At 48.0% G+C, this 17639-nt stretch carries 16 protein-coding genes and 1 pseudogene; 4 read left to right on the top strand and 13 right to left on the bottom strand.

Translation table 11 applies throughout. From position 1 onward, the window contains the following. Positions 1 to 42 precede the first annotated feature (42 nt). A complete protein-coding gene (locus LN737_RS02115) occupies positions 43 to 2193 on the top strand; it encodes a 3-hydroxyacyl-CoA dehydrogenase NAD-binding domain-containing protein (protein WP_405515810.1) in 2151 nt (716 codons plus the stop codon). Between the two features lie 39 nt (positions 2194 to 2232). Here the strand turns inward: LN737_RS02115 and LN737_RS02110 are convergent, their stop codons facing one another. The 7 genes from LN737_RS02110 to LN737_RS02080 all read right to left on the bottom strand — a co-directional run bounded on the left by LN737_RS02110 (position 2233) and on the right by LN737_RS02080 (position 9409). Next, a complete protein-coding gene (locus LN737_RS02110; RefSeq protein ID WP_405515808.1) occupies positions 2233 to 3174 on the bottom strand; it encodes a substrate-binding domain-containing protein in 942 nt (313 codons plus the stop codon). A 52-nt stretch (positions 3175 to 3226) separates the two neighbouring features. Next, entirely contained in the window at positions 3227 to 4213 is a 987-nt protein-coding gene (locus LN737_RS02105) for an ABC transporter permease (RefSeq protein WP_405515806.1), read from the bottom strand. 25 nt (positions 4214 to 4238) lie between these two features. Continuing rightward, positions 4239 to 5738 (bottom strand): sugar ABC transporter ATP-binding protein, encoded by a 1500-nt coding sequence (locus tag LN737_RS02100; RefSeq protein ID WP_405515805.1) that lies wholly within the window; start codon positions 5736 to 5738, stop codon positions 4239 to 4241. A gap of 112 nt (positions 5739 to 5850) precedes the next feature. Next, the gene (locus LN737_RS02095) at positions 5851 to 6426 is read right to left on the bottom strand and encodes a ribonuclease HII (RefSeq protein ID WP_405515803.1); all 576 of its coding nucleotides are present in this window, start codon (positions 6424 to 6426) and stop codon (positions 5851 to 5853) included. A gap of 46 nt (positions 6427 to 6472) precedes the next feature. Further along, a complete protein-coding gene (locus LN737_RS02090; RefSeq protein ID WP_405515801.1) occupies positions 6473 to 7549 on the bottom strand; it encodes a VWA domain-containing protein in 1077 nt (358 codons plus the stop codon). A 4-nt stretch (positions 7550 to 7553) separates the two neighbouring features. Next, entirely contained in the window at positions 7554 to 8546 is a 993-nt protein-coding gene (locus tag LN737_RS02085; protein ID WP_405515799.1) for a hypothetical protein, read from the bottom strand. Continuing rightward, a complete protein-coding gene (locus LN737_RS02080; protein WP_405515797.1) occupies positions 8543 to 9409 on the bottom strand; it encodes a DUF58 domain-containing protein in 867 nt (288 codons plus the stop codon). The genes LN737_RS02085 and LN737_RS02080 overlap by 4 nt, the downstream gene beginning before the upstream one ends. Before the next feature lie 258 nt (positions 9410 to 9667). Between LN737_RS02080 and LN737_RS02075 the strand changes: the two genes are divergently transcribed. After that, entirely contained in the window at positions 9668 to 10000 is a 333-nt protein-coding gene (locus tag LN737_RS02075; RefSeq protein ID WP_405515796.1) for a DUF4296 domain-containing protein, read from the top strand. A 228-nt stretch (positions 10001 to 10228) separates the two neighbouring features. Then, a pseudogene (locus tag LN737_RS02070) lies at positions 10229 to 11055 on the top strand (polyprenol monophosphomannose synthase). Positions 11056 to 11077: 22 nt separating this feature from the next. Here the strand turns inward: LN737_RS02070 and LN737_RS02065 are convergent. Then, positions 11078 to 11419 (bottom strand): hypothetical protein, encoded by a 342-nt coding sequence (locus LN737_RS02065; protein ID WP_405515794.1) that lies wholly within the window; start codon positions 11417 to 11419, stop codon positions 11078 to 11080. Between the two features lie 338 nt (positions 11420 to 11757). Between LN737_RS02065 and ffh the strand changes: the two genes are divergently transcribed. Further along, positions 11758 to 13077, top strand: a complete 1320-nt coding sequence (ffh, locus tag LN737_RS02060) for a signal recognition particle protein (protein ID WP_405515792.1) — start codon at positions 11758 to 11760, stop codon at positions 13075 to 13077. Between the two features lie 64 nt (positions 13078 to 13141). Here the strand turns inward: ffh and LN737_RS02055 are convergent, their stop codons facing one another. From LN737_RS02055 to LN737_RS02035, 5 genes are all read right to left on the bottom strand, one after another. Beyond that, positions 13142 to 13846: a DNA alkylation repair protein gene (locus tag LN737_RS02055; protein WP_405515790.1), complete on the bottom strand. Its 705-nt coding sequence runs from the start codon at positions 13844 to 13846 to the stop codon at positions 13142 to 13144. A gap of 69 nt (positions 13847 to 13915) precedes the next feature. Continuing rightward, positions 13916 to 15361 (bottom strand): cell division protein FtsZ, encoded by a 1446-nt coding sequence (ftsZ, locus tag LN737_RS02050; protein WP_405515788.1) that lies wholly within the window; start codon positions 15359 to 15361, stop codon positions 13916 to 13918. Positions 15362 to 15482: 121 nt separating this feature from the next. Then, positions 15483 to 16187, bottom strand: coding sequence for a cell division FtsA domain-containing protein (locus LN737_RS02045; protein ID WP_405515786.1), 705 nt, complete (start codon positions 16185 to 16187; stop codon positions 15483 to 15485). A 32-nt stretch (positions 16188 to 16219) separates the two neighbouring features. Further along, positions 16220 to 16861, bottom strand: coding sequence for a hypothetical protein (locus LN737_RS02040; RefSeq protein ID WP_405515784.1), 642 nt, complete (start codon positions 16859 to 16861; stop codon positions 16220 to 16222). Beyond that, a complete protein-coding gene (locus tag LN737_RS02035) occupies positions 16858 to 17631 on the bottom strand; it encodes a cell division protein FtsQ/DivIB (RefSeq protein ID WP_405515783.1) in 774 nt (257 codons plus the stop codon). The genes LN737_RS02040 and LN737_RS02035 overlap by 4 nt, the downstream gene beginning before the upstream one ends. Positions 17632 to 17639: the final 8 nt, after the last annotated feature.

Raw genomic sequence — 17639 nt, 5'->3', positions numbered from 1 at the left:
AAGGTCATTGCGCATCATCCATTATTCATACCCATTTGACCAATGATAAACTACACCGTTGACCAAAACGTAGCCATTATTTCGTGGGCCATGACATCGGCACCGATGAACGTATTAAACGATGCGTCCATTCCAGAATTTGAAGTGGCTCTGGAGCGGGCTTTTGCCGATGAATCTGTCAAAGGGCTCATCATTACGTCGGCTAAACCTGAATTTGTAGCCGGAGCCGATCTGAAAATGATTTTGCGGAACAACGATAAAGCCCCGACTGAGATGCTGAAAGTGTCGTCGGAGTTGAATCGTGTTTTTCGACGTATCGAAACTTCGGGAAAACCCGCTGTTGCAGCGATAAACGGCACAGCACTTGGGGGCGGTTACGAAATTTGTCTGGCCTGTCATCAGCGTATTGCCCTGAACAATCCTAAAACCTTAATTGGTCTGGTGGAAGTAACCATTGGCCTGTTGCCGGGTGCTGGTGGAACGCAGCGATTACCCCGCATGCTGGGTATTCAGGCCGCGTTGCCGCTGATTCTGGAAGGTAAAAAAGTGGGTGTTCAGGAAGCGAAGAACCTGGGCATGATAGACGATATCGCTGATAGTCCCGCCGAAATGATGGCGAAAGCCTATGCCTGGATCGAAGCGAATCCGAAACCACTGAAACCCTGGGATGAACTGGATCGTAAAACAGGTAAAATCGTTGGGAAAGACAACTTTAAAATTCCCGGCGGTAACGTACAAAGCCCTGTTGGCGCACAGACCTTCGGACTTGGAACGGCCATGCTGATGGATAAAACCAAAGGCAATTATCCAGCTCCGCTTGAAATTATGGCCTGTGTGTATGAAGGTTTGCAGGTAAACATCGACCGCGCGCTGGTGATCGAGGCCCGGCATTTTGTGAACGTAGCGACCTCAAAAGTGGCGAAAAACCTGATTCAAACGATGTTTTTGGGTTTGAACGAAGCCAACAAAGGCATTAGCCGCCCCAAAGACATACCGAAAACCGACGTAAAGAAACTCGGTATACTGGGCGCTGGTATGATGGGGGCCGGTATTGCCTATGTATCGGCGCAGGCTGGTATTGAGGTTGTGTTGAAAGATATATCGGTTGAGGCTGCGGAGAAAGGAAAAGATTATTCGCGGGCACTGCTCAAAAAAAGCTCAGAACGTGGTAAAGTCGACCCTGAAAAAGTCGATGGTTTGCTCAGCCTGATTAAGCCTACTGACAACGTAGCAGATTTGGAACAGTGTGACCTGATTATCGAAGCTGTTTTCGAAAACCGTGAGTTGAAAGGGCAGGTGACCCGAGAAGCCGAACCGATGTTAGCGAAGGATGGCGTATTTGCCTCTAATACATCTACGCTGCCAATCAGTGGTCTGGCGCAGGCATCGGATAAGCCGGAGAACTTTATCGGTATCCACTTCTTTTCGCCGGTAGACAAGATGATGCTCGTGGAGATTATCATGGGTAAACAAACATCGGATTACGCCCTGGCTGTTGCGATAGACTATGTTCGTAAAATCCGTAAAACGCCTATCGTTGTGAATGACTCACGAGGTTTTTATACCTCACGTTGTTTCAGTACGTACACGGCTGAGGGGATGGAAATGCTCAAAGAAGGCATAAACCCGATTCTGATTGAACATGGGGGCCAGAATGCCGGAATGCCGGTGGGGCCTTTGGCCGTAACAGACGAAGTAGCTCTGGACTTAGTGTACAAAATAGCGAGCCAGGGTGTTGCCGACGGTGCTGTACGTAATGACGATACCAGCTATCAGATCGCTAAACAGTTTGTTGAAATCGGCCGTCTTGGCAAGAAAAACAAAGCGGGTTTTTATGACTACGCCGAAGATCGAAGCAAGAAATTATGGTCAGGCTTACAGGAGATGTTTCCGCTGGCCGCTCAGCAGCTTACGCTCGACGAAGTAAAAACACGGCTGCTTTATCGGCAGGCGATTGAAGCGGTACGTTGCTTCGAGGAAAATGTCGTACGGACAAAGCTGGATGCTGATCTGGGGTCGATTTTGGGCTGGGGCTTTCCGGCCTACACAGGTGGTGCGTTATCGTTTGTGGATTTTGTCGGCGTTAACACGTTCGTCGAAACGCTTGACCGGCTGGCTGATACGTATGGAGAACGCTTCCGCCCGACGGAAAAATTACGTGAACAGGCTAGTCAATTGACCACGGTGGAATAACTTTCTGAGCGTATTTGATCTTCCGATAAAATCTTGAGATTACTGAAATTTCGCTAGGTTTTCTTTCGTGACCAGTTGAAAAGGAATAAGCGTTTCTTTATCAAAAGGCTGTTTTTTGGCAATTTTAACGGCTGTTTCGATGGCTTTGGCGCCCTGTTGCTGGGCGTTCTGAAAAACAGTAGCGTCCAGTTCGCCTTTTTTTACAGCCTGAAGGGCATCAGGAATGGCGTCGATGCTCACAACGATTACTTTATTTTTCAGTCCGGCTGCCGTAAGCGCTTTTACCGCCCCCAGACCCATTTCGTCATTTTGAGCAAAAACAGCGTTAACCTGCGATCCGTACGATTGAATCCAGTTTTCCATCAACGACATGGCTTTGGCCCGATCCCACTCGGCTGTTTGCTGGGCAATCAGTTTCAGGTCAGGGTATTGCTTTAAAATTTCGCGTGCTCCCTGCTCTCGTTTAATTTGAGCGGCCTGGCCCATATACCCTTGCATCATCAGGATATTTCCTTTACCGCCTAGTTTTTCGGCAAGGAATTTAAGCGCAATTTTTGCCGATTCTACATCGTCGGAGCCCACAAAAGCCGATGGTTTGGCGCTGGTTTCAGAATTGACATTGACGATTGGGATGTTAGCCGCCAATGCTTTGGTAACGGCCGGCGAACTGGCTTCTACTTCGCAGGGATTCATGATAATTACATCAACCTTTTGCGCTATGAAGCTTTCGACTTGTTCAATTTGTTTAAGAGCCGACCGTTCGGCATCCACAGTAATAAGCTCTACGCCCATTTCCTGCGCCTTTTTCTCCATTTCGTCGTGCACATTGACGATGAATTCGTTCTGCATACTGAGCATCGTTGCTCCTACGATGAGCTTTTGCCCGTCGCCCGACTGATTTTTATCGGATGAAGATTGGGAACAGGCTGTCAGTAGAAGGGAAGCCAGTAAAATAATACCATGTCGACGTAGTAATTTCATTCGGGAATAATAAGCGAAAGAGTGAATGACTGGAGGTTCTTAAAAATGCTGATTAGCTGTTCCTTTTGTGCTGAAGGCTATCGAGTACAACGGCTCCGACAATGATAACGCCCATGACAACTTGCTGGTAGTAGGACGTTACGTTGAGCAAATCCAGCCCATTGCTGATTACGCCAATTAATAACGCACCGGTTAAAGCACCCGCCATGGTACCTGTCCCACCCGACGTACTGGTGCCGCCGATAATAGCAGCCGCGATGGCATCCAGTTCAAACCCAGCTCCGGCGTTTGGCTGGCCGGTTGTGATACGTGATGTCAGGAGAATCCCCGCTAGCCCCGCTAACCCGCCACAGAGCGTATAGACGATCATTTTTATTTTGCTTAGCGAAATGCCCGATGCTCTGGCTGCCTGTTCGTTTCCCCCGATGGCGTACATATAGCGCCCTACGATGGTTTTGTTGAGCAATACGGCACAGAGTACAAACATGATGATCAGGATAAAAATAGGCATGGGTATACCGGCTAATTGGCCACCGCCAATAAAATTAAAGGAATCTGACAGATTTGAGATAGGACGGCCTTTGCTCAGAATCAGAGCAAGACCCCGCCCGATGGTCATTGTGCCCAGCGTAACGATGAAAGGTGGTACGTTACTTCTGGTTATAACGAAGCCATTGAAAGCGCCCATTGCAAGGCCAGTCAGTAAACCCATCAGAATTGGTACGATTACGGGGTAGGTATCCGGGTGCGCAAAAGAAGCCGCAACGACACCCGCGACCGCTACCATCGACCCCAGCGAAAGATCGATACCACCCGTAATAATCACGAACGTAACACCGAATGCCAGTAACGCATTAATAGAAACCTGTGTGAAAATAATCATCAGGTTAGACCAGTTCAGGAAATTTCGTGTGGTAAGTGAAAGCACCAGGCAAATCAGCCCGAAAGCCACAAAAATGCCGTATTGGCCAAGACCGCTTATCCGCAGTTTGGGTGTATTTTGCGCCAGATCGAACGACGTATTGCCTGTGTTTTTCATGCAGTTTAAAAGAAGGGGGGTGTATTTAGCCGGGCATAGCGTAGCGTAAAATAGTTTCCTGAGAGGCTTGCTTCCTGTTGAGTAGTGCGGTTTGTTTTCCTTTTTCCAGAACCAGGATGCGATTACTCAAGCCCAGTAGCTCCGGTAGCTCTGACGAAATGACAATAACGGCAACCCTGCTGTCGGCCAGTTGTCGGATAAGTTTATAAATTTCAAATTTTGCTCCTACGTCAATGCCACGCGTAGGTTCATCGAGAATCACAAGCGATGGTGAGGCCAGCAATACTTTACCAATCACGACTTTCTGCTGATTTCCCCCACTCAGCTGCGCCACTTTCTGATCCACGCCGGCCGTTTTGATCCGTAGTTCCTGAATCATTCGCTGGGCAGAATCGGTCTCGCGTTGCGTATCAACGAACAGGCCGTTTGCGTGGGCAGGCAGACTGGCTAAGGTGAGGTTATGACGGATGGAAAGCTGAGGAATAAAACCCCAGCCTTTCCGATCTTCGCTGACGTAACCGATACCCGTACGTATGGCTTCCTGAGGCGATGTAATATCAACCAGCTGGCCCCTAACATAGATTTCACCACTATCCGGGCGATCCAGTCCAAAAATAGCACGGGCGAGTTCGGTTCGTCCGGCGCCCATCAAGCCGCCAATGCCCAGAATTTCACCTTCGTGCACTATAAAATTAATGTCGGAAAATGCGTCGCGTCGGGAAAGGTTTCTGACCTCCAGTACGTTGTTGCCTATTTCGGAAGTTGTTTCCGGAAAGAAATTGTTGATTTCGCGCCCGACCATCAGGTTGATTAGCGACTGCGTATTGAGGTCACTCGCGGGGTAGGTGCCAATAAAATTGCCGTCTCGTAGTACCGTAATTGTGTCGGCGAGCTGACTGATCTCCTCCATTTTGTGGGAGATATAAATGATCGCTACGCCCTTTTTTTTCAGTTCGTCGATAAGCCCGAACAGCACGTCGACTTCTTTATGAGAGAGGGCCGAAGTCGGTTCATCCATAATCAGCACCTGGGCATTATTCGAGATGGCTTTTGCAATTTCAACCATCTGCTGCTCCGCTACGCTTAACGCCTTCATTTTCAGCCGGACGTTGATCGCTGAGCCCATATGCGCCAGTAACTTTTCGGCCTCCTGGTTAATGCGTCGGTCGTTGAGCCAACCCGGAAACCATCCCGTCACTTCGCGCCCCAAAAAGATATTCTGAGCAACGGTTAACTCAGGTACAGCCAGAATTTCCTGATGAATCATTGAAATGCCGCTTCGTTGGGCCTCCCTGACGGTTTTGTTAGCTAAAGGCGCTCCATTCAGAAGAATTTGGCCCGAATCAGGCGTTTCGAGGCCCGACAGAATTTTCATGAATGTCGATTTTCCCGCGCCATTTTCGCCCATAACTGCATGAACTTCACCTCTTCTGAGATTTAGCTGAACATTGTTCAATGCCTTAATACCCGCAAAGGTTTTGGTTAGGCCATGCACTTGAAGAATATAGTCAGGATTTTGAATCATGGGCCGCGGTTCGGATAACCTTCAAAGCAAAAAAAGCCTTAAAACTCCTCAAAACACAACTATTGCCTGTAGGGTTAGCTCTATGACGTAACGCCGATGGAATTCATAGGGGTTAAATTAGCCGGAAGCTCATTCGGTGGTATTTTGTTGGGCCGAATTTTCGGATGGCTTCACGATGAACGGGGGTAGGGTAGCCTACATTCTGCGCCCAACCGTAGGCGGGAAATTCCTGGCCAAGTTGCTCCATCAATTCGTCTCGGTATGTTTTCGCCAGTACAGAAGCAGCCGCTATGGATAAATAATGTGCATCGCCCTTAATAATGCAGGTATGCGGAATCATGGGATACGGCACAAAGCGATTTCCGTCTACGAGTAGATGTTCCGGGCGGACAGAAAGAGTATCGATGGCTCGGTGCATAGCTAAGAAGCTGGCCTTCAAGATATTGATGCGGTCGATATCGTCATGCGAAACTTCGGCAACGCTCCAGGCTAACGCATCCCTTTCAATATCAGTACGTAACGATTCCCGTTGAGCGCGGCTTAACTGTTTCGAATCATTAAGAATCGGGTGCGTGTAGTTTTTGGGCAAAATTACGGCAGCCGCCACAACAGGGCCAGCCAAGCAACCCCGGCCTACTTCATCTAAACCCGCTTCAATGATATCCGCGTTGTAATACGATTTGAGCATTTGTATTGCCGGCTATTCCGGTTGAATAAAAATACTTGTTTGTGGTTTAGTCTTCCAGAACGTTACCGAAAATCGTATTTTTTAGAAACAAAGCAAACAGCAGGAAGGAGATACCCCAATACAAATAAATCCGGTAATAGTCTTGTATGTCTTCATAAATCTGAACCCGAATGGGGGCTTTCTCCAGTTTGCTTATCTGCGCAAACACCGCCCGTAGTCGCCGGGTATCCGTTGCCCTGAAGAAACTCCCATTGCCAATCGTCGCGATTGTTTTAAGAATCCCTTCGTCAACAGTGGTTGCCTTCGTTGCCGACGTAACGGCACGTCCAACGGCAATGGTATACAGTTTGATATTGAACATTTTAGCGAGCTTAGCAGCTGTGATTGGGTCAAGGTTTCCGGCAGTATTGTCGCCATCGCTTAGTAAAATAATGATCTTACTTCGATCTTTTTTCCACGGGTCGGTTTCCTGTTGTAACGTGTCGGTCGGTGTCTCAGAGCGATTTCGCATCCGGTTGATGCAGCGGGCCAGCGCATCCCCAATTGCTGTACCGGACGTGTGGATCATCTGATCGTTCAGGTCGTTCAGGTATTGCTTCAGGAGGCTATAATCCGTTGTAAGCGGGCAGAGTGAAAAAGCTTCTCCGGCAAAAATTACCAAACCAATCCGGTCGTTTTGCCGGCCATTCACGAATGTCTGCGCTACCCGCCGGGCAGCGGCCAGTCGGGTAGGTGGTAAATCGGTTTCACTCATCGACGCCGATACGTCCATGGCCAGCATGATATCAATCCCTTCTGACTGTTCTTCGCGCTGCTGCCTGACAATTTGTGGCCGAGCAAGCGAGACGAGCAATAAAGCAATGCCCAGAAAGACACTCAGCGGCAGCAAATAACGCAGCCAGCTAAGTAGAGAACGCGTTGTCTGCTCACGTTTGCCCCGGCTGGACGATCGCATGGAATCAAGTGAGATGTTTAATCGTTGCTGCGCGTTCCGGTGTAAATAGTAGCGGAGCAAAAACAGCAGTAAAATAACCGGCAGCAGAAATAAAGCCAACGGATTGGCTACCTGAAACTGTTGCCATTGCGCCGGACTGAACCAATGAAGCGAATACCAGGGTTCCATTCGTTCAGGAGTAAGTAGGATTTTCGGTCGAATCAGATTGCTGAATCGCTTCAGCTGGGTTGTGGACTGGTCGTTGTAATCTGGCCCGGCTACGGTGATATACCTGCGTAGCTACGTCACGTAGTATCCATAAAGCGGGTTGCGATTGAGCCGAGAACGTACCACCGTAAATCATGCGGTCGGCTTCCCGTAAGGCATCGGTAACCCGCTTATCACTGATTCGTTCGGCCAGTTCGGGCGTTGTCAGGGAAATATAAGGCTGTCTGTCCAGTCGCTCCAGATACATTTTCCACATAACAATTGCCTGGTTCGCCGTTTCGGAAGCTGTTAGTGAAGTAAGGCTCTGGCTAAGCTGATTGTAGTTGCGGAGAAACTGGAGGTGGCGCCGATTAAGTCGATAGAGCCGCCACTGCCGACGGATTGTCCGGCCAAACAGTCCGTATACGGAGGCCGTTACGAAACTGATGGCGAGTAATCCCTTGATCAGCATGGCATAATTAAACTGCTGCTGCAGGGGAATCAGGGAGGTCGTCGTCGCCAATGTAAACGCCTGCGGATTTGTAGAGCGCAGTTGTGCTGACGTTAGCTTTGAGTGCAGGAAAACAGTATCGGTTGGTGTCCATAGGGCTGTGCAGTCTACGTCATTCAGAATGCGAATTGGCACGCGCAAGAGCTGGATTGAGTCCGTTTCAAACGATAGCAGCGTATACACGGCGCTGTCGCGACTGACAGCGGCCGAGCCCGAGCCCGTCGTCTGAGTGGCATACACATCCACACGCTGTACCCGATACGGGCGGAAATGCGTAGCGGTATCCGGAAATAAGGCGTCGGTTTGGGAGGGATGCCGGTATGTTAAGGCGTACTGAAATGGACGACCAATCTCAATACTATCTGTCAGAAAATGAGCGCTGACGTTCGAACGTGCAGGCGGTTGTGCCCAGCCCGAAACAGCCAGAAAACAGCAGAGGTTGAGAAGCCAACAGGTACGTAATTTCATTGATACTTTCTTACCCTGAACAATTCAACAAGTTTTGGCACAAAGTCTTCCTGCGAGTCGAGTGCCAGGTAATTGGCATTAAACTGTTTGCAAAGTCGTTCCAGCCGACTCTGATTCTGGCGGAACGTATCATGCAGTTTAGCCCGAAACGAAGCGGAAGACGTATTCATCCATACCGTTCGGCCGGTTTCAGTGTCATGAACAGGAATAATACCAAGCTTTGGGATTTTCACTTCCCGCTGATCATACAGGTGAATAACGACTAGATCGTGTTTTTGGGCTAAGGCCCTTAGGTTATGTTCGTAGCTCTGATCGATGAAATCTGACAACAAAATGACCACGCTACGTCGTTTCAGTACGTTCAGGGTAAAGAGCAAGGCATCGGCAATGTTCGTTCGGCCGGATTCCGGCTTTAATTTGTAAAGGCCCATAATCAATTGATAGCCTGTTTTCAGGCCATTCGCTGGCTTGATATACCGCTCTTTCTGATCGGAGAAACAGTACAAACCAACGTGGTTAGCTTCACGGATAGCCGATAACGCCAATACTCCGCACACTTCTTTGGTTGCTTCCAGCTTGTCGCGGTAATGCGGACCAACGAGCTGTGATGCACTGACATCGACGACAAAAAACACGGTCTGGTCTTTCTCTTCTCGGAATACTTTTACAAACGTACCGTGGCCTTTTGACGAAACGTTCCAGTCGATAGCCCGGACATCATCACCGTATTGATACGTTCGTAAGTCGCTGAATTCCAGGCCTGATCCTTTGAATATAGACCGAAAACTTCCGCGCATCTGTGAGTTGACCGCCTTGCGGATGCGAATGTCGAAATTGCGGAGTCGGGCTAAAAATTCGTCCATGAAAGGCGGATAGGCTATACAGTGAAATCGCGCAGTTTTTCGGTAATCTACCTCAATTATTTATTAACGGGGAATGGAACACTTTTTATTCAAACGTACAAGCAAAGGTACAATAAGCCTGAAGAGGATGAGCCATTTTTAAATCTTAAGCTATTTTAACGGACAATATCGAACTTTGCCAGGGAAGATTTGCTTACGAAATTATTACATGAATTTATGCGCTGGAACCAGTTAATGTCTTTTTTGTGCGGCCTGTTCATGACTACCTGGCTTTTATCTGCCTGTACAACTCCCGAAGATGAACGCCCGGATAATTTGATTGATAAAAACCGCATGGCGGACATCCTGACGGAGGTGCACATGGCCGAAGCACGCGTAAGTCGGTTAAGCTTAGGCTCTATTGATTCGTCGAACATTGCTTATAAACACCTGGAAACCCAGATTTTTCGGAAATTTGGGGTCGATACGGCTGCTTATCGAAAAAGCTACATTTTTTATTCGTCGCACCCAGCCGAAATGGAAGCCATCTACAAACAGGTGGTTGGTAAGCTTACAAATAAAACGAGTGCCGCAAGGTCTAATCATTCATAACTGTTGGTATTATCCTGGGGCAGGAATTTCATGTCTGATACTCGTCTGAGAATAACAAAAAACAGGATATTGATTATCCGGTTTGGGACGCTGCATTCGCGAAGCCAGAATGTAAGCCAAAGATTTAGGGGAAAACGCCCGTAATTAACAATTTTTAATGATTATTTTGTGCAGAAAATGGAGGTGTCATAGTTATATGAATAACTCCCTTATTAATCCTGTATTTCTGTGAAAGAGCGCTTAGTCGTTGTTCCAACGTACAATGAAATTGAGAATATCGAAGCTATCATTCGAAAGGTATTCAGTTTGTCTGAACCTTTCGATATCCTTATTGTCGATGATGGCTCTCCCGATGGCACAGCTCAGCGCGTTCGTGATCTACAGGAAGAATTTAACCGGCATGATTCCTCTTTCTCGGTTCGGGGAACGCTCCCGCCCGGGCACGCCTGCATTTGTTGGAACGACGCGGGAAATTAGGTTTGGGAACGGCTTACATTGATGGGTTTAAATGGGCTTTGTCGCGAGGGTATCAGTACTTGTTTGAGATGGATGCCGACTTCTCGCACAATCCTGAAGATTTGATTAAACTCTACCATGCCTGCGCTGATGATCGCCCCGACCGAGCCGATGTAGCCGTTGGATCGCGCTATATTCGGGGGGTCAACGTAGTGAACTGGCCTATGGGTAGAGTATTGATGTCCTACTTTGCCGGGGTATATGTGCGGTTTATTACTGGAATGTCGGTGATGGACCCTACGGCTGGCTTTATTTGCTACCGAGCAGAGGTATTGGAAGTTATTCTGCACAACCCCATCAAATTTGTGGGCTATGCCTTTCAGATTGAAATGAAATTTACGTGCTGGAAATATGGCTTCCGTATTCACGAAGTGCCCATTATTTTCACCGATCGCACAAAGGGCGTTTCTAAAATGTCGTCCAAGATTTTCAAAGAGGCCGTTTTTGGCGTCCTACAGATGAAAATCAGCAGCTTTTTTCGCCATTATATTCCGCGAAAGCAGGCAAAAGCACCCGAAGAGCCGATTGTCACTCACTGAGCCAGTAGTGTAGTACGTAAATTTAATTTGCTGCCTGTTTGGAGCGATGCGCATGGCTTACTTCACGAGCCATATTCATTAACCGTTTCCAGCAGCGGCTGATGGTTTTTTTGTCCTGCGTTTTCTTAGCAGGTGCAACTGTTGTCGCCACGGCCTCGGTTTTAGTCGTTGTATTGCGGGCTAATACTGAAGTTTTTGATGAGCTATTGGCTTCCGTTTTTATCTGGACGGCTGTAATCTTATCCGTTTTTGAGGCAGCAGGTAAACTACCCTGGGTTGGCATGGCTATCGTTGTTGATACAAACAAGCTGGTTGTAAGTATCGAAGGAGCCAGATAGCTCATTGTTTTAGTTAACCGAAGCATTCTCATGAGTAGGTTTATATATCGTACAAGTTAGCTCCACTAATCAATAGTTGAAGCGCTTGTCCGAAGATAACGTGATTGGTATTATTAACTGATATAATAGTAAATAAATATTTTACGAATCACCATTTTTGGCGTAGTGAAATCTAAAAATTAACTGTCTCACAAAATAGTATACGGCTTAACATCGTTTTATTCAGTCTTTAACTGACGGGTCAGTAACGTACTGGTGACGTACATTTATTAGAATACAGAAAAGACGTTGGTGGATTCGTGACGATAAGCGCAATGACGCCCACAGGAAACTGTTATCTTTACAACATCGTTTGTAAAATACTATGTTTGAGAACCTTCAGGATAAGCTTAATAAGGCCATTAAAACCCTAAAAGGGCAAGGCCGCATTACAGAAATTAACGTTGCTGCTACTATTAAAGAGGTCCGTCGTGCCCTTACTGATGCTGACGTTAACTATAAAGTTGCAAAAGAAATTACCGACCGTATTCGTGATAAGGCGCTGGATCGTAAAGTGCTGATTTCGGTTGAACCTGGCCAGCTCTTCGTCAAAATTGTACAGGAAGAATTAACCGAACTGATGGGCGGAGAAGCGCAGGGAATCAACATCAAAGGTGATCCTGCTGTTATTCTGATTGCTGGTTTACAGGGTTCCGGTAAAACAACCTTCTCGGGAAAACTGGCGGCCTATCTGAAAAAGCAGGGACGTAATACGCTCCTCGTTGCGGCTGATATTTATCGGCCGGCCGCTATCGATCAGCTGAAAGTATTAGGTGAGCAGGTGGGTGTAGAGGTATATTCAGAGCCGGAGAACAAAAACGCAGTTCAGATTGCGCAGAATGCTATCTCTCAGGCGCGCAAAACCGGCAAAAAAGTTGTCATTGTGGATACGGCGGGCCGTCTGGCTATCGACGAGGCCATGATGCAGGAAATTGAAGCGGTTAAACGGGCAATTACCCCGACCGAAACGCTGTTTGTGGTCGATTCAATGACCGGGCAGGATGCTGTTAATACGGCAAAAACCTTCAACGAGCGGCTCAATTTCGACGGTGTTGTCCTGACAAAACTCGATGGCGACGCGCGTGGTGGAGCTGCCCTTTCGATCAAAACGGTCGTAAACAAGCCCATTAAATTCATCAGCACGGGCGAGAAAATGGAAGCGCTCGACGTGTTCTATCCTGACCGGATGGCCAGTCGGATTTTGGGAATGGGTGACGTAATCTCACTGGTTGAGCGCGCTCAGCAGGCATTTGACGAGGAAGAGGCTAAGCGCATCAATGCCAAGATGCGTAAAAACCAGTTCGACTTTGATGATTTCCTGTCTCAGTTGCAGCAAATCAAAAAGATGGGGAACGTAAAAGACTTGCTTGGAATGATACCGGGCATGGGTAAGATGATAAAAGATCTGGATATAGATAATGATTCATTCAAGCCCATCGAAGCCATTATCAGTTCGATGACACCCAAAGAACGCCAGCGCCCCGATATCATTGATGGAAGCCGTAAAAAACGCATAGCAGCCGGCAGTGGAACGAACATTCAGCAGGTGAATAATTTGCTGAAACAGTTTGATGAGATGCGTAAAATGATGAAAAAGATGAACACCATGCAGGCATCCGGCAAACTCAATAAAATGATGCGATAGAATAGAAATATACGGTATCCTGTTTATGGCGTTCATTGCCGTTAACTGGATACCGTATTCTGTTTTATAACTCCAGATAATACCGTCGTCGGCTTGGGTCGAAGCGTTCTATTGCGTAACGAAGAGCTGTGCGAGGCAGTTGCCGGATATGGTCGTGCAGAAATTCTTCCAGAGCGTCGGCGTTACGTTTCCCAACTTCGCGCAGCATCCAGCCAACAGCTTTGTGAATCAAATCATGTTTGTGCGATGATAAAAGTTCGGCTAGGGCAAAAGTGTCACCAAATTTGCCTACCCGAATAAGCGCCAGTGTCGAAACGATAGCCATACGCTGACTCCATAGATGGTTCTCTTCAGCCAGTTCGTAAAGAATTGCGCTATCGTTTTTCACTACGTACCGTCCGATAATGTGCGGGCAAGTCACATCCACCAGATCCCAATTATTGATATATTGGCGGTTAGCCAGATAGCGATCCCGAATGGCGGCCTGCTGGACTGATCCTGTTTTTTGCGTTTGGTACACCCATATCAGCAGACCTATCATGCGACATTCATGATAGGGATCACGTACAAGTTGCTCCGTTTCGCTAATAGGTAGTGTCTGGTATTGTTTTGCGATAATTCGCTGCTGCGGCATAGAAAGCCCTAGAAACTGATCGCCCTCGCCATAATCGCCCGGGCCTGTTTTGAAAAAGCGCATCATCATGATGGCTCGCTCAGGTTGCGTCAACGAAAGAATGGTGTTTTTGACGTCTGTATAAACTATTTCCATAGAAGAACACAAAAAAGCAGAGACCTGAACGGTCTCTGCCAGCACTATAAAATTTGTTGACTTAACTGATTAGTCGTTCAACCTCGACCGTACGAATTCCTGTTCTGACAATAAAGGCAGCGCGTAGAGCATCGTTTTGTTACGTTCAAAAGTCGGCCGGTCGAGGTCAGCAGCCAGATATTGCCCTTTTACAAAGGCTTCCACTGTACGCTTAATGAGATCAGCGTCGCTTGGGCGCTCTTCCTCATCCAGAATCAATACGTCCGAATTTGGCTCATCATGCGAGAACGGGCGAATCGTGCCCGGCGTTTCCGGCCGGATGATTGTGGTGCCATTATAGCTGGTGGGCGTCTGCTTGTCGTCGTTTTTTACACTTACTCCTACAGGTTCTATCTCATCGCCATCGGGATCAACCAGTACAAGTTCGTCCGATAGATCGTCCTCTAAAATGGCTTCAAGCTTATTATTAACGTCCGGCGTTTCGCTAACGACGGGTATTGGTTCAGCCTCAGTAGGAGCGGGGCTCTTGAGCTGATCCATCAACGTAGTGGTTCCGTCGAAACCAGCAGCAATGATTGTTACCCGTAAGCTCTCGCCAAGATTTTCATCCGTTATCGCCCCGAATTTAAACATCCGGGCTTCCGCCTGAATCTTCTTCGCTACGTGCTCCGAAATAGCCATCTGCTCTTTCAGACGCATGGCATGTGCCTTACTCGACGATATTGTCAGCAGAATTCGTTTCGCTCCACGTATGTCGTGATCATTTAACAATGGAGAATTTAGAGCGGCTTCAATAGCCCGTAACGCCCGATCTTCGCCAGCTGCTTCAGCCGATCCCATCACAGATTGGCCAGCACTTTCCAGCACTTTTTTAACGTCGGCAAAGTCAGCGTTGATATCGCCCTGCGTGGTTATGATTTCAGCAATACTTTTTACGGCATTGGCAAGCACGTCATCGGCATGAGCATAGGCTTCCGTCCAGGTCAATTCGCTGTAGAGTTCGGCCAGTTTATCATTTAGTACGACAAGCACTGTATCGCAGCTCTTTTTCAGCTTCTCGATCCCTTCGCGTGCCTGCTCCTTTTTGTCGGTTCCTTCGTACCAGTACGGAGCCGTAACAACGGCGACAGTCAGCAGGCCCATTTCACGAGCGACTTCCGCTACTACAGGGGCCGCGCCTGTACCGGTGCCGCCACCCATACCAGCCGTAATAAAGACCATTTTGGTAGGCGGAGCCAGCAGGTGACGAATTTCGTCGATACTGCTACGGGCTGCATCTTCCCCCGCTTTCGATTCGGTACCAGCGCCTAATCCATCACCCAGTTGTAGCTTGGTTTGCACTGGGTTGCTCATAAGAGCCTGACGATCAGTATTGCATACAGCAAAACTCACATCCTGCATTTTCAGTTCGTGCATGTGTTTGACAGCATTGCCGCCCATGCCGCCTACGCCGACAACCTTAATGATGATTGGGTTCTCGTCTGGAATTTCGAATCTATAGCCCTGACTATTCATCGGATCAGTATGTGATGTCTTGGTGTTATATAAAAACTATGTTAATATCATAAAGCCGGTGACAAACCGGCTTATTGTACGCACTAATAAGGATCTGTTTCGTTACCCCGTATTGGCTGAGTTAACTTACGTAACCAGCGCATAACGGTATTCTCTTCAGGCTCTTTTTCCTGCTTTTCAACAGGCTTTTTCTCCGGCGCTTTGTCTCGATTCGTACTGGACGGATGAGTATATACCGGACGAGGGGGATAGAGGTTGGTGGATACTCTTCGTTATAAACGGCCCGATTGGGATCGCTGATAAACGAGATACGGTTGTCAATAGTCTTGTACCCGGCCCACACCAGTCCAACAGCAGTAGCATACGCTGGGTCACCAACCAGATCGGCACGGCCGTTTGGTTCGAGATGCTCGGGGAAACCAACCCGTACTTCTTCAACCCCCGTTACACGCATAAAGATGTGCTCAACCCCAGGAATCAGGGCCGACCCACCCGTTAAAACAATACCACCCAGCAATTTGCCCTCATAACCTGACCGGATGATTTCGGCCTGCACCAGGGCGGCAATTTCGCGCAGCCGGTCTTCAATAATAACTGCTACGTTTTTCAGTAGTACGTCTTTGGGTTTGCGATTGCTCAAACCCGGCACGGCAACAACTTCATTCAGATTATATTCTGCCGGGTTGGCACTGCCAAATTTCTTTTTGAGTTGCTCCGCCTGATTAGGCAAAATTTTGCAGCCGGATTGAATATCGAGCGTCAGACTGTTGCCTGCCCACGGAAAGACAGCTACATGGCGCAACACATTCCGGTAATAGATTGCCATTTCGGTGGTGCCTCCACCAATATCTACCAGGGCTACGCCCGCGTATTTTCCTCATCGGTCAACACGGCAAGGCCAGATGCCAGGGCCGACAGCATCATGGTATCCTGGGCCAGATTATTACGCGTAATGCATTTGCGAATGTTCCGAGCGGCATTGGCCTGAGCAGTAATCAGCTGAAAATCAGCGCCCAGTTTAACGCCATTGCGACCTACAGGCTGGTTGACATTGGACTCGGTGTCGACCATGAAATCCATCGGCAGCACGTGGATAATTTCCTTGTCGGCCGGAATAGACGTACGATACATATCATTGAGCAAGTGATCGATATCTTCAATCTGGATTTCATCACCTGCCGACGACCGCGTAATACTTCCACTCGACTTGACCGACGTAACGTGGGCACCGCTGAAACTGACATTGACCAAATGAATGTTCAGGTTCGATTGGTTAGAAGCTTCTGCTACCGCTCGTCGGATAGCATTGACCGTGTTATTTACGTTTACAACTGAGCCTTTGGCTACTCCGTCTGTCAGAGCTGTTTCGCCCACACCCAATACTTCGAGTGTTTCCTGCTCTTTGTTGTTACGAATTAACCGCCCAGCAACCGCGCACACCTTGGTGCTGCCAATGTCCAGACCCACTACAATTTTCTCGTCCATGCCCGTTGTTGTCATTCGCAAACTAATTGGTTTCGATATTGAACGTTTATCCGACTGTAGCGGTCCCAACCTTTCGCCGGTAAAACGTCTGTATAGACTAATTTTAACTTCTTAAATTTTGCACTCAAATCAGTCGGCGGACCGAACTCAATTCGATGGTTGCCCATCTGCGGCCACATGGTCACCTCACCTTTCTCATCCACCGATAATTCCACGATCTGCGCCCGCCAGAACGGATCATCATGGATTTGCTTTAACAAAGCCAGTAGTGGTTGATTTCGCTCATTGGCTAAGGAGCGATTTTGGCTAAAATAGTTTCCGGTCAAAATAGGAACTCGCGCAGAGTAATTCATTGATACCGGAAAAAAACGCCCTTCTTCACTTACGTACTGACCCGATACAGGCCGCGATTCATCGCTGGAAGCAACCAGGCGAGCCAGCGGACGAGGTTGCTCAATCACGACGAGCAAATCCCCCGTCAAGTCACGCGAAACCTGACAATTTTTCACCAATCCATGTTGTCGCAGTCGTTTTTCTAATTGTCGAAAATCAACTTCCTTATAATCTTTCCCAATAATCGGATCGTTACCACCATTGGTCAAATAGCCCATTACGTCCCGGCGCGTTAGAAACTTATGTCCGTCAACCTGATCAAGCTGAACAACTACCGTCCGGACATGCTTCTGACCGTGCCGAATTTCCGTAAAAGCGATAAGCCCAAACAGCGCTAAAAACCCCCCGACTGCGAGTAACCATTTTTTGGATGATTTAAAGGTAGTTAACATTTGTAAAT

It is taken from the genome of Spirosoma sp. KNUC1025 (genome assembly GCF_045160025.1).
Classification (GTDB): Bacteria; Bacteroidota; Bacteroidia; order Cytophagales; family Spirosomataceae; genus Spirosoma.
Note: the sequence above shows the minus strand (reverse complement) of the source record. Positions and strands in the feature narration are given on the sequence as shown.

Coding starts and splice junctions, on each gene's coding strand:
- LN737_RS02115 (WP_405515810.1), top strand. CDS start 43: ATGATAAACTACACCGTTGACCAAAACGTAGCCATTATTTCGTGGGCC.
- LN737_RS02110 (WP_405515808.1), bottom strand. CDS start 3,174: ATGAAATTACTACGTCGACATGGTATTATTTTACTGGCTTCCCTTCTA.
- LN737_RS02105 (WP_405515806.1), bottom strand. CDS start 4,213: ATGAAAAACACAGGCAATACGTCGTTCGATCTGGCGCAAAATACACCC.
- LN737_RS02100 (WP_405515805.1), bottom strand. CDS start 5,738: ATGATTCAAAATCCTGACTATATTCTTCAAGTGCATGGCCTAACCAAA.
- LN737_RS02095 (WP_405515803.1), bottom strand. CDS start 6,426: ATGCTCAAATCGTATTACAACGCGGATATCATTGAAGCGGGTTTAGAT.
- LN737_RS02090 (WP_405515801.1), bottom strand. CDS start 7,549: ATGGAACCCTGGTATTCGCTTCATTGGTTCAGTCCGGCGCAATGGCAA.
- LN737_RS02085 (WP_405515799.1), bottom strand. CDS start 8,546: ATGAAATTACGTACCTGTTGGCTTCTCAACCTCTGCTGTTTTCTGGCT.
- LN737_RS02080 (WP_405515797.1), bottom strand. CDS start 9,409: ATGGACGAATTTTTAGCCCGACTCCGCAATTTCGACATTCGCATCCGC.
- LN737_RS02075 (WP_405515796.1), top strand. CDS start 9,668: ATGACTACCTGGCTTTTATCTGCCTGTACAACTCCCGAAGATGAACGC.
- LN737_RS02065 (WP_405515794.1), bottom strand. CDS start 11,419: ATGCTTCGGTTAACTAAAACAATGAGCTATCTGGCTCCTTCGATACTT.
- ffh (WP_405515792.1), top strand. CDS start 11,758: ATGTTTGAGAACCTTCAGGATAAGCTTAATAAGGCCATTAAAACCCTA.
- LN737_RS02055 (WP_405515790.1), bottom strand. CDS start 13,846: ATGGAAATAGTTTATACAGACGTCAAAAACACCATTCTTTCGTTGACG.
- ftsZ (WP_405515788.1), bottom strand. CDS start 15,361: ATGAATAGTCAGGGCTATAGATTCGAAATTCCAGACGAGAACCCAATC.
- LN737_RS02045 (WP_405515786.1), bottom strand. CDS start 16,187: ATGGCAATCTATTACCGGAATGTGTTGCGCCATGTAGCTGTCTTTCCG.
- LN737_RS02040 (WP_405515784.1), bottom strand. CDS start 16,861: ATGACAACAACGGGCATGGACGAGAAAATTGTAGTGGGTCTGGACATT.
- LN737_RS02035 (WP_405515783.1), bottom strand. CDS start 17,631: ATGTTAACTACCTTTAAATCATCCAAAAAATGGTTACTCGCAGTCGGG.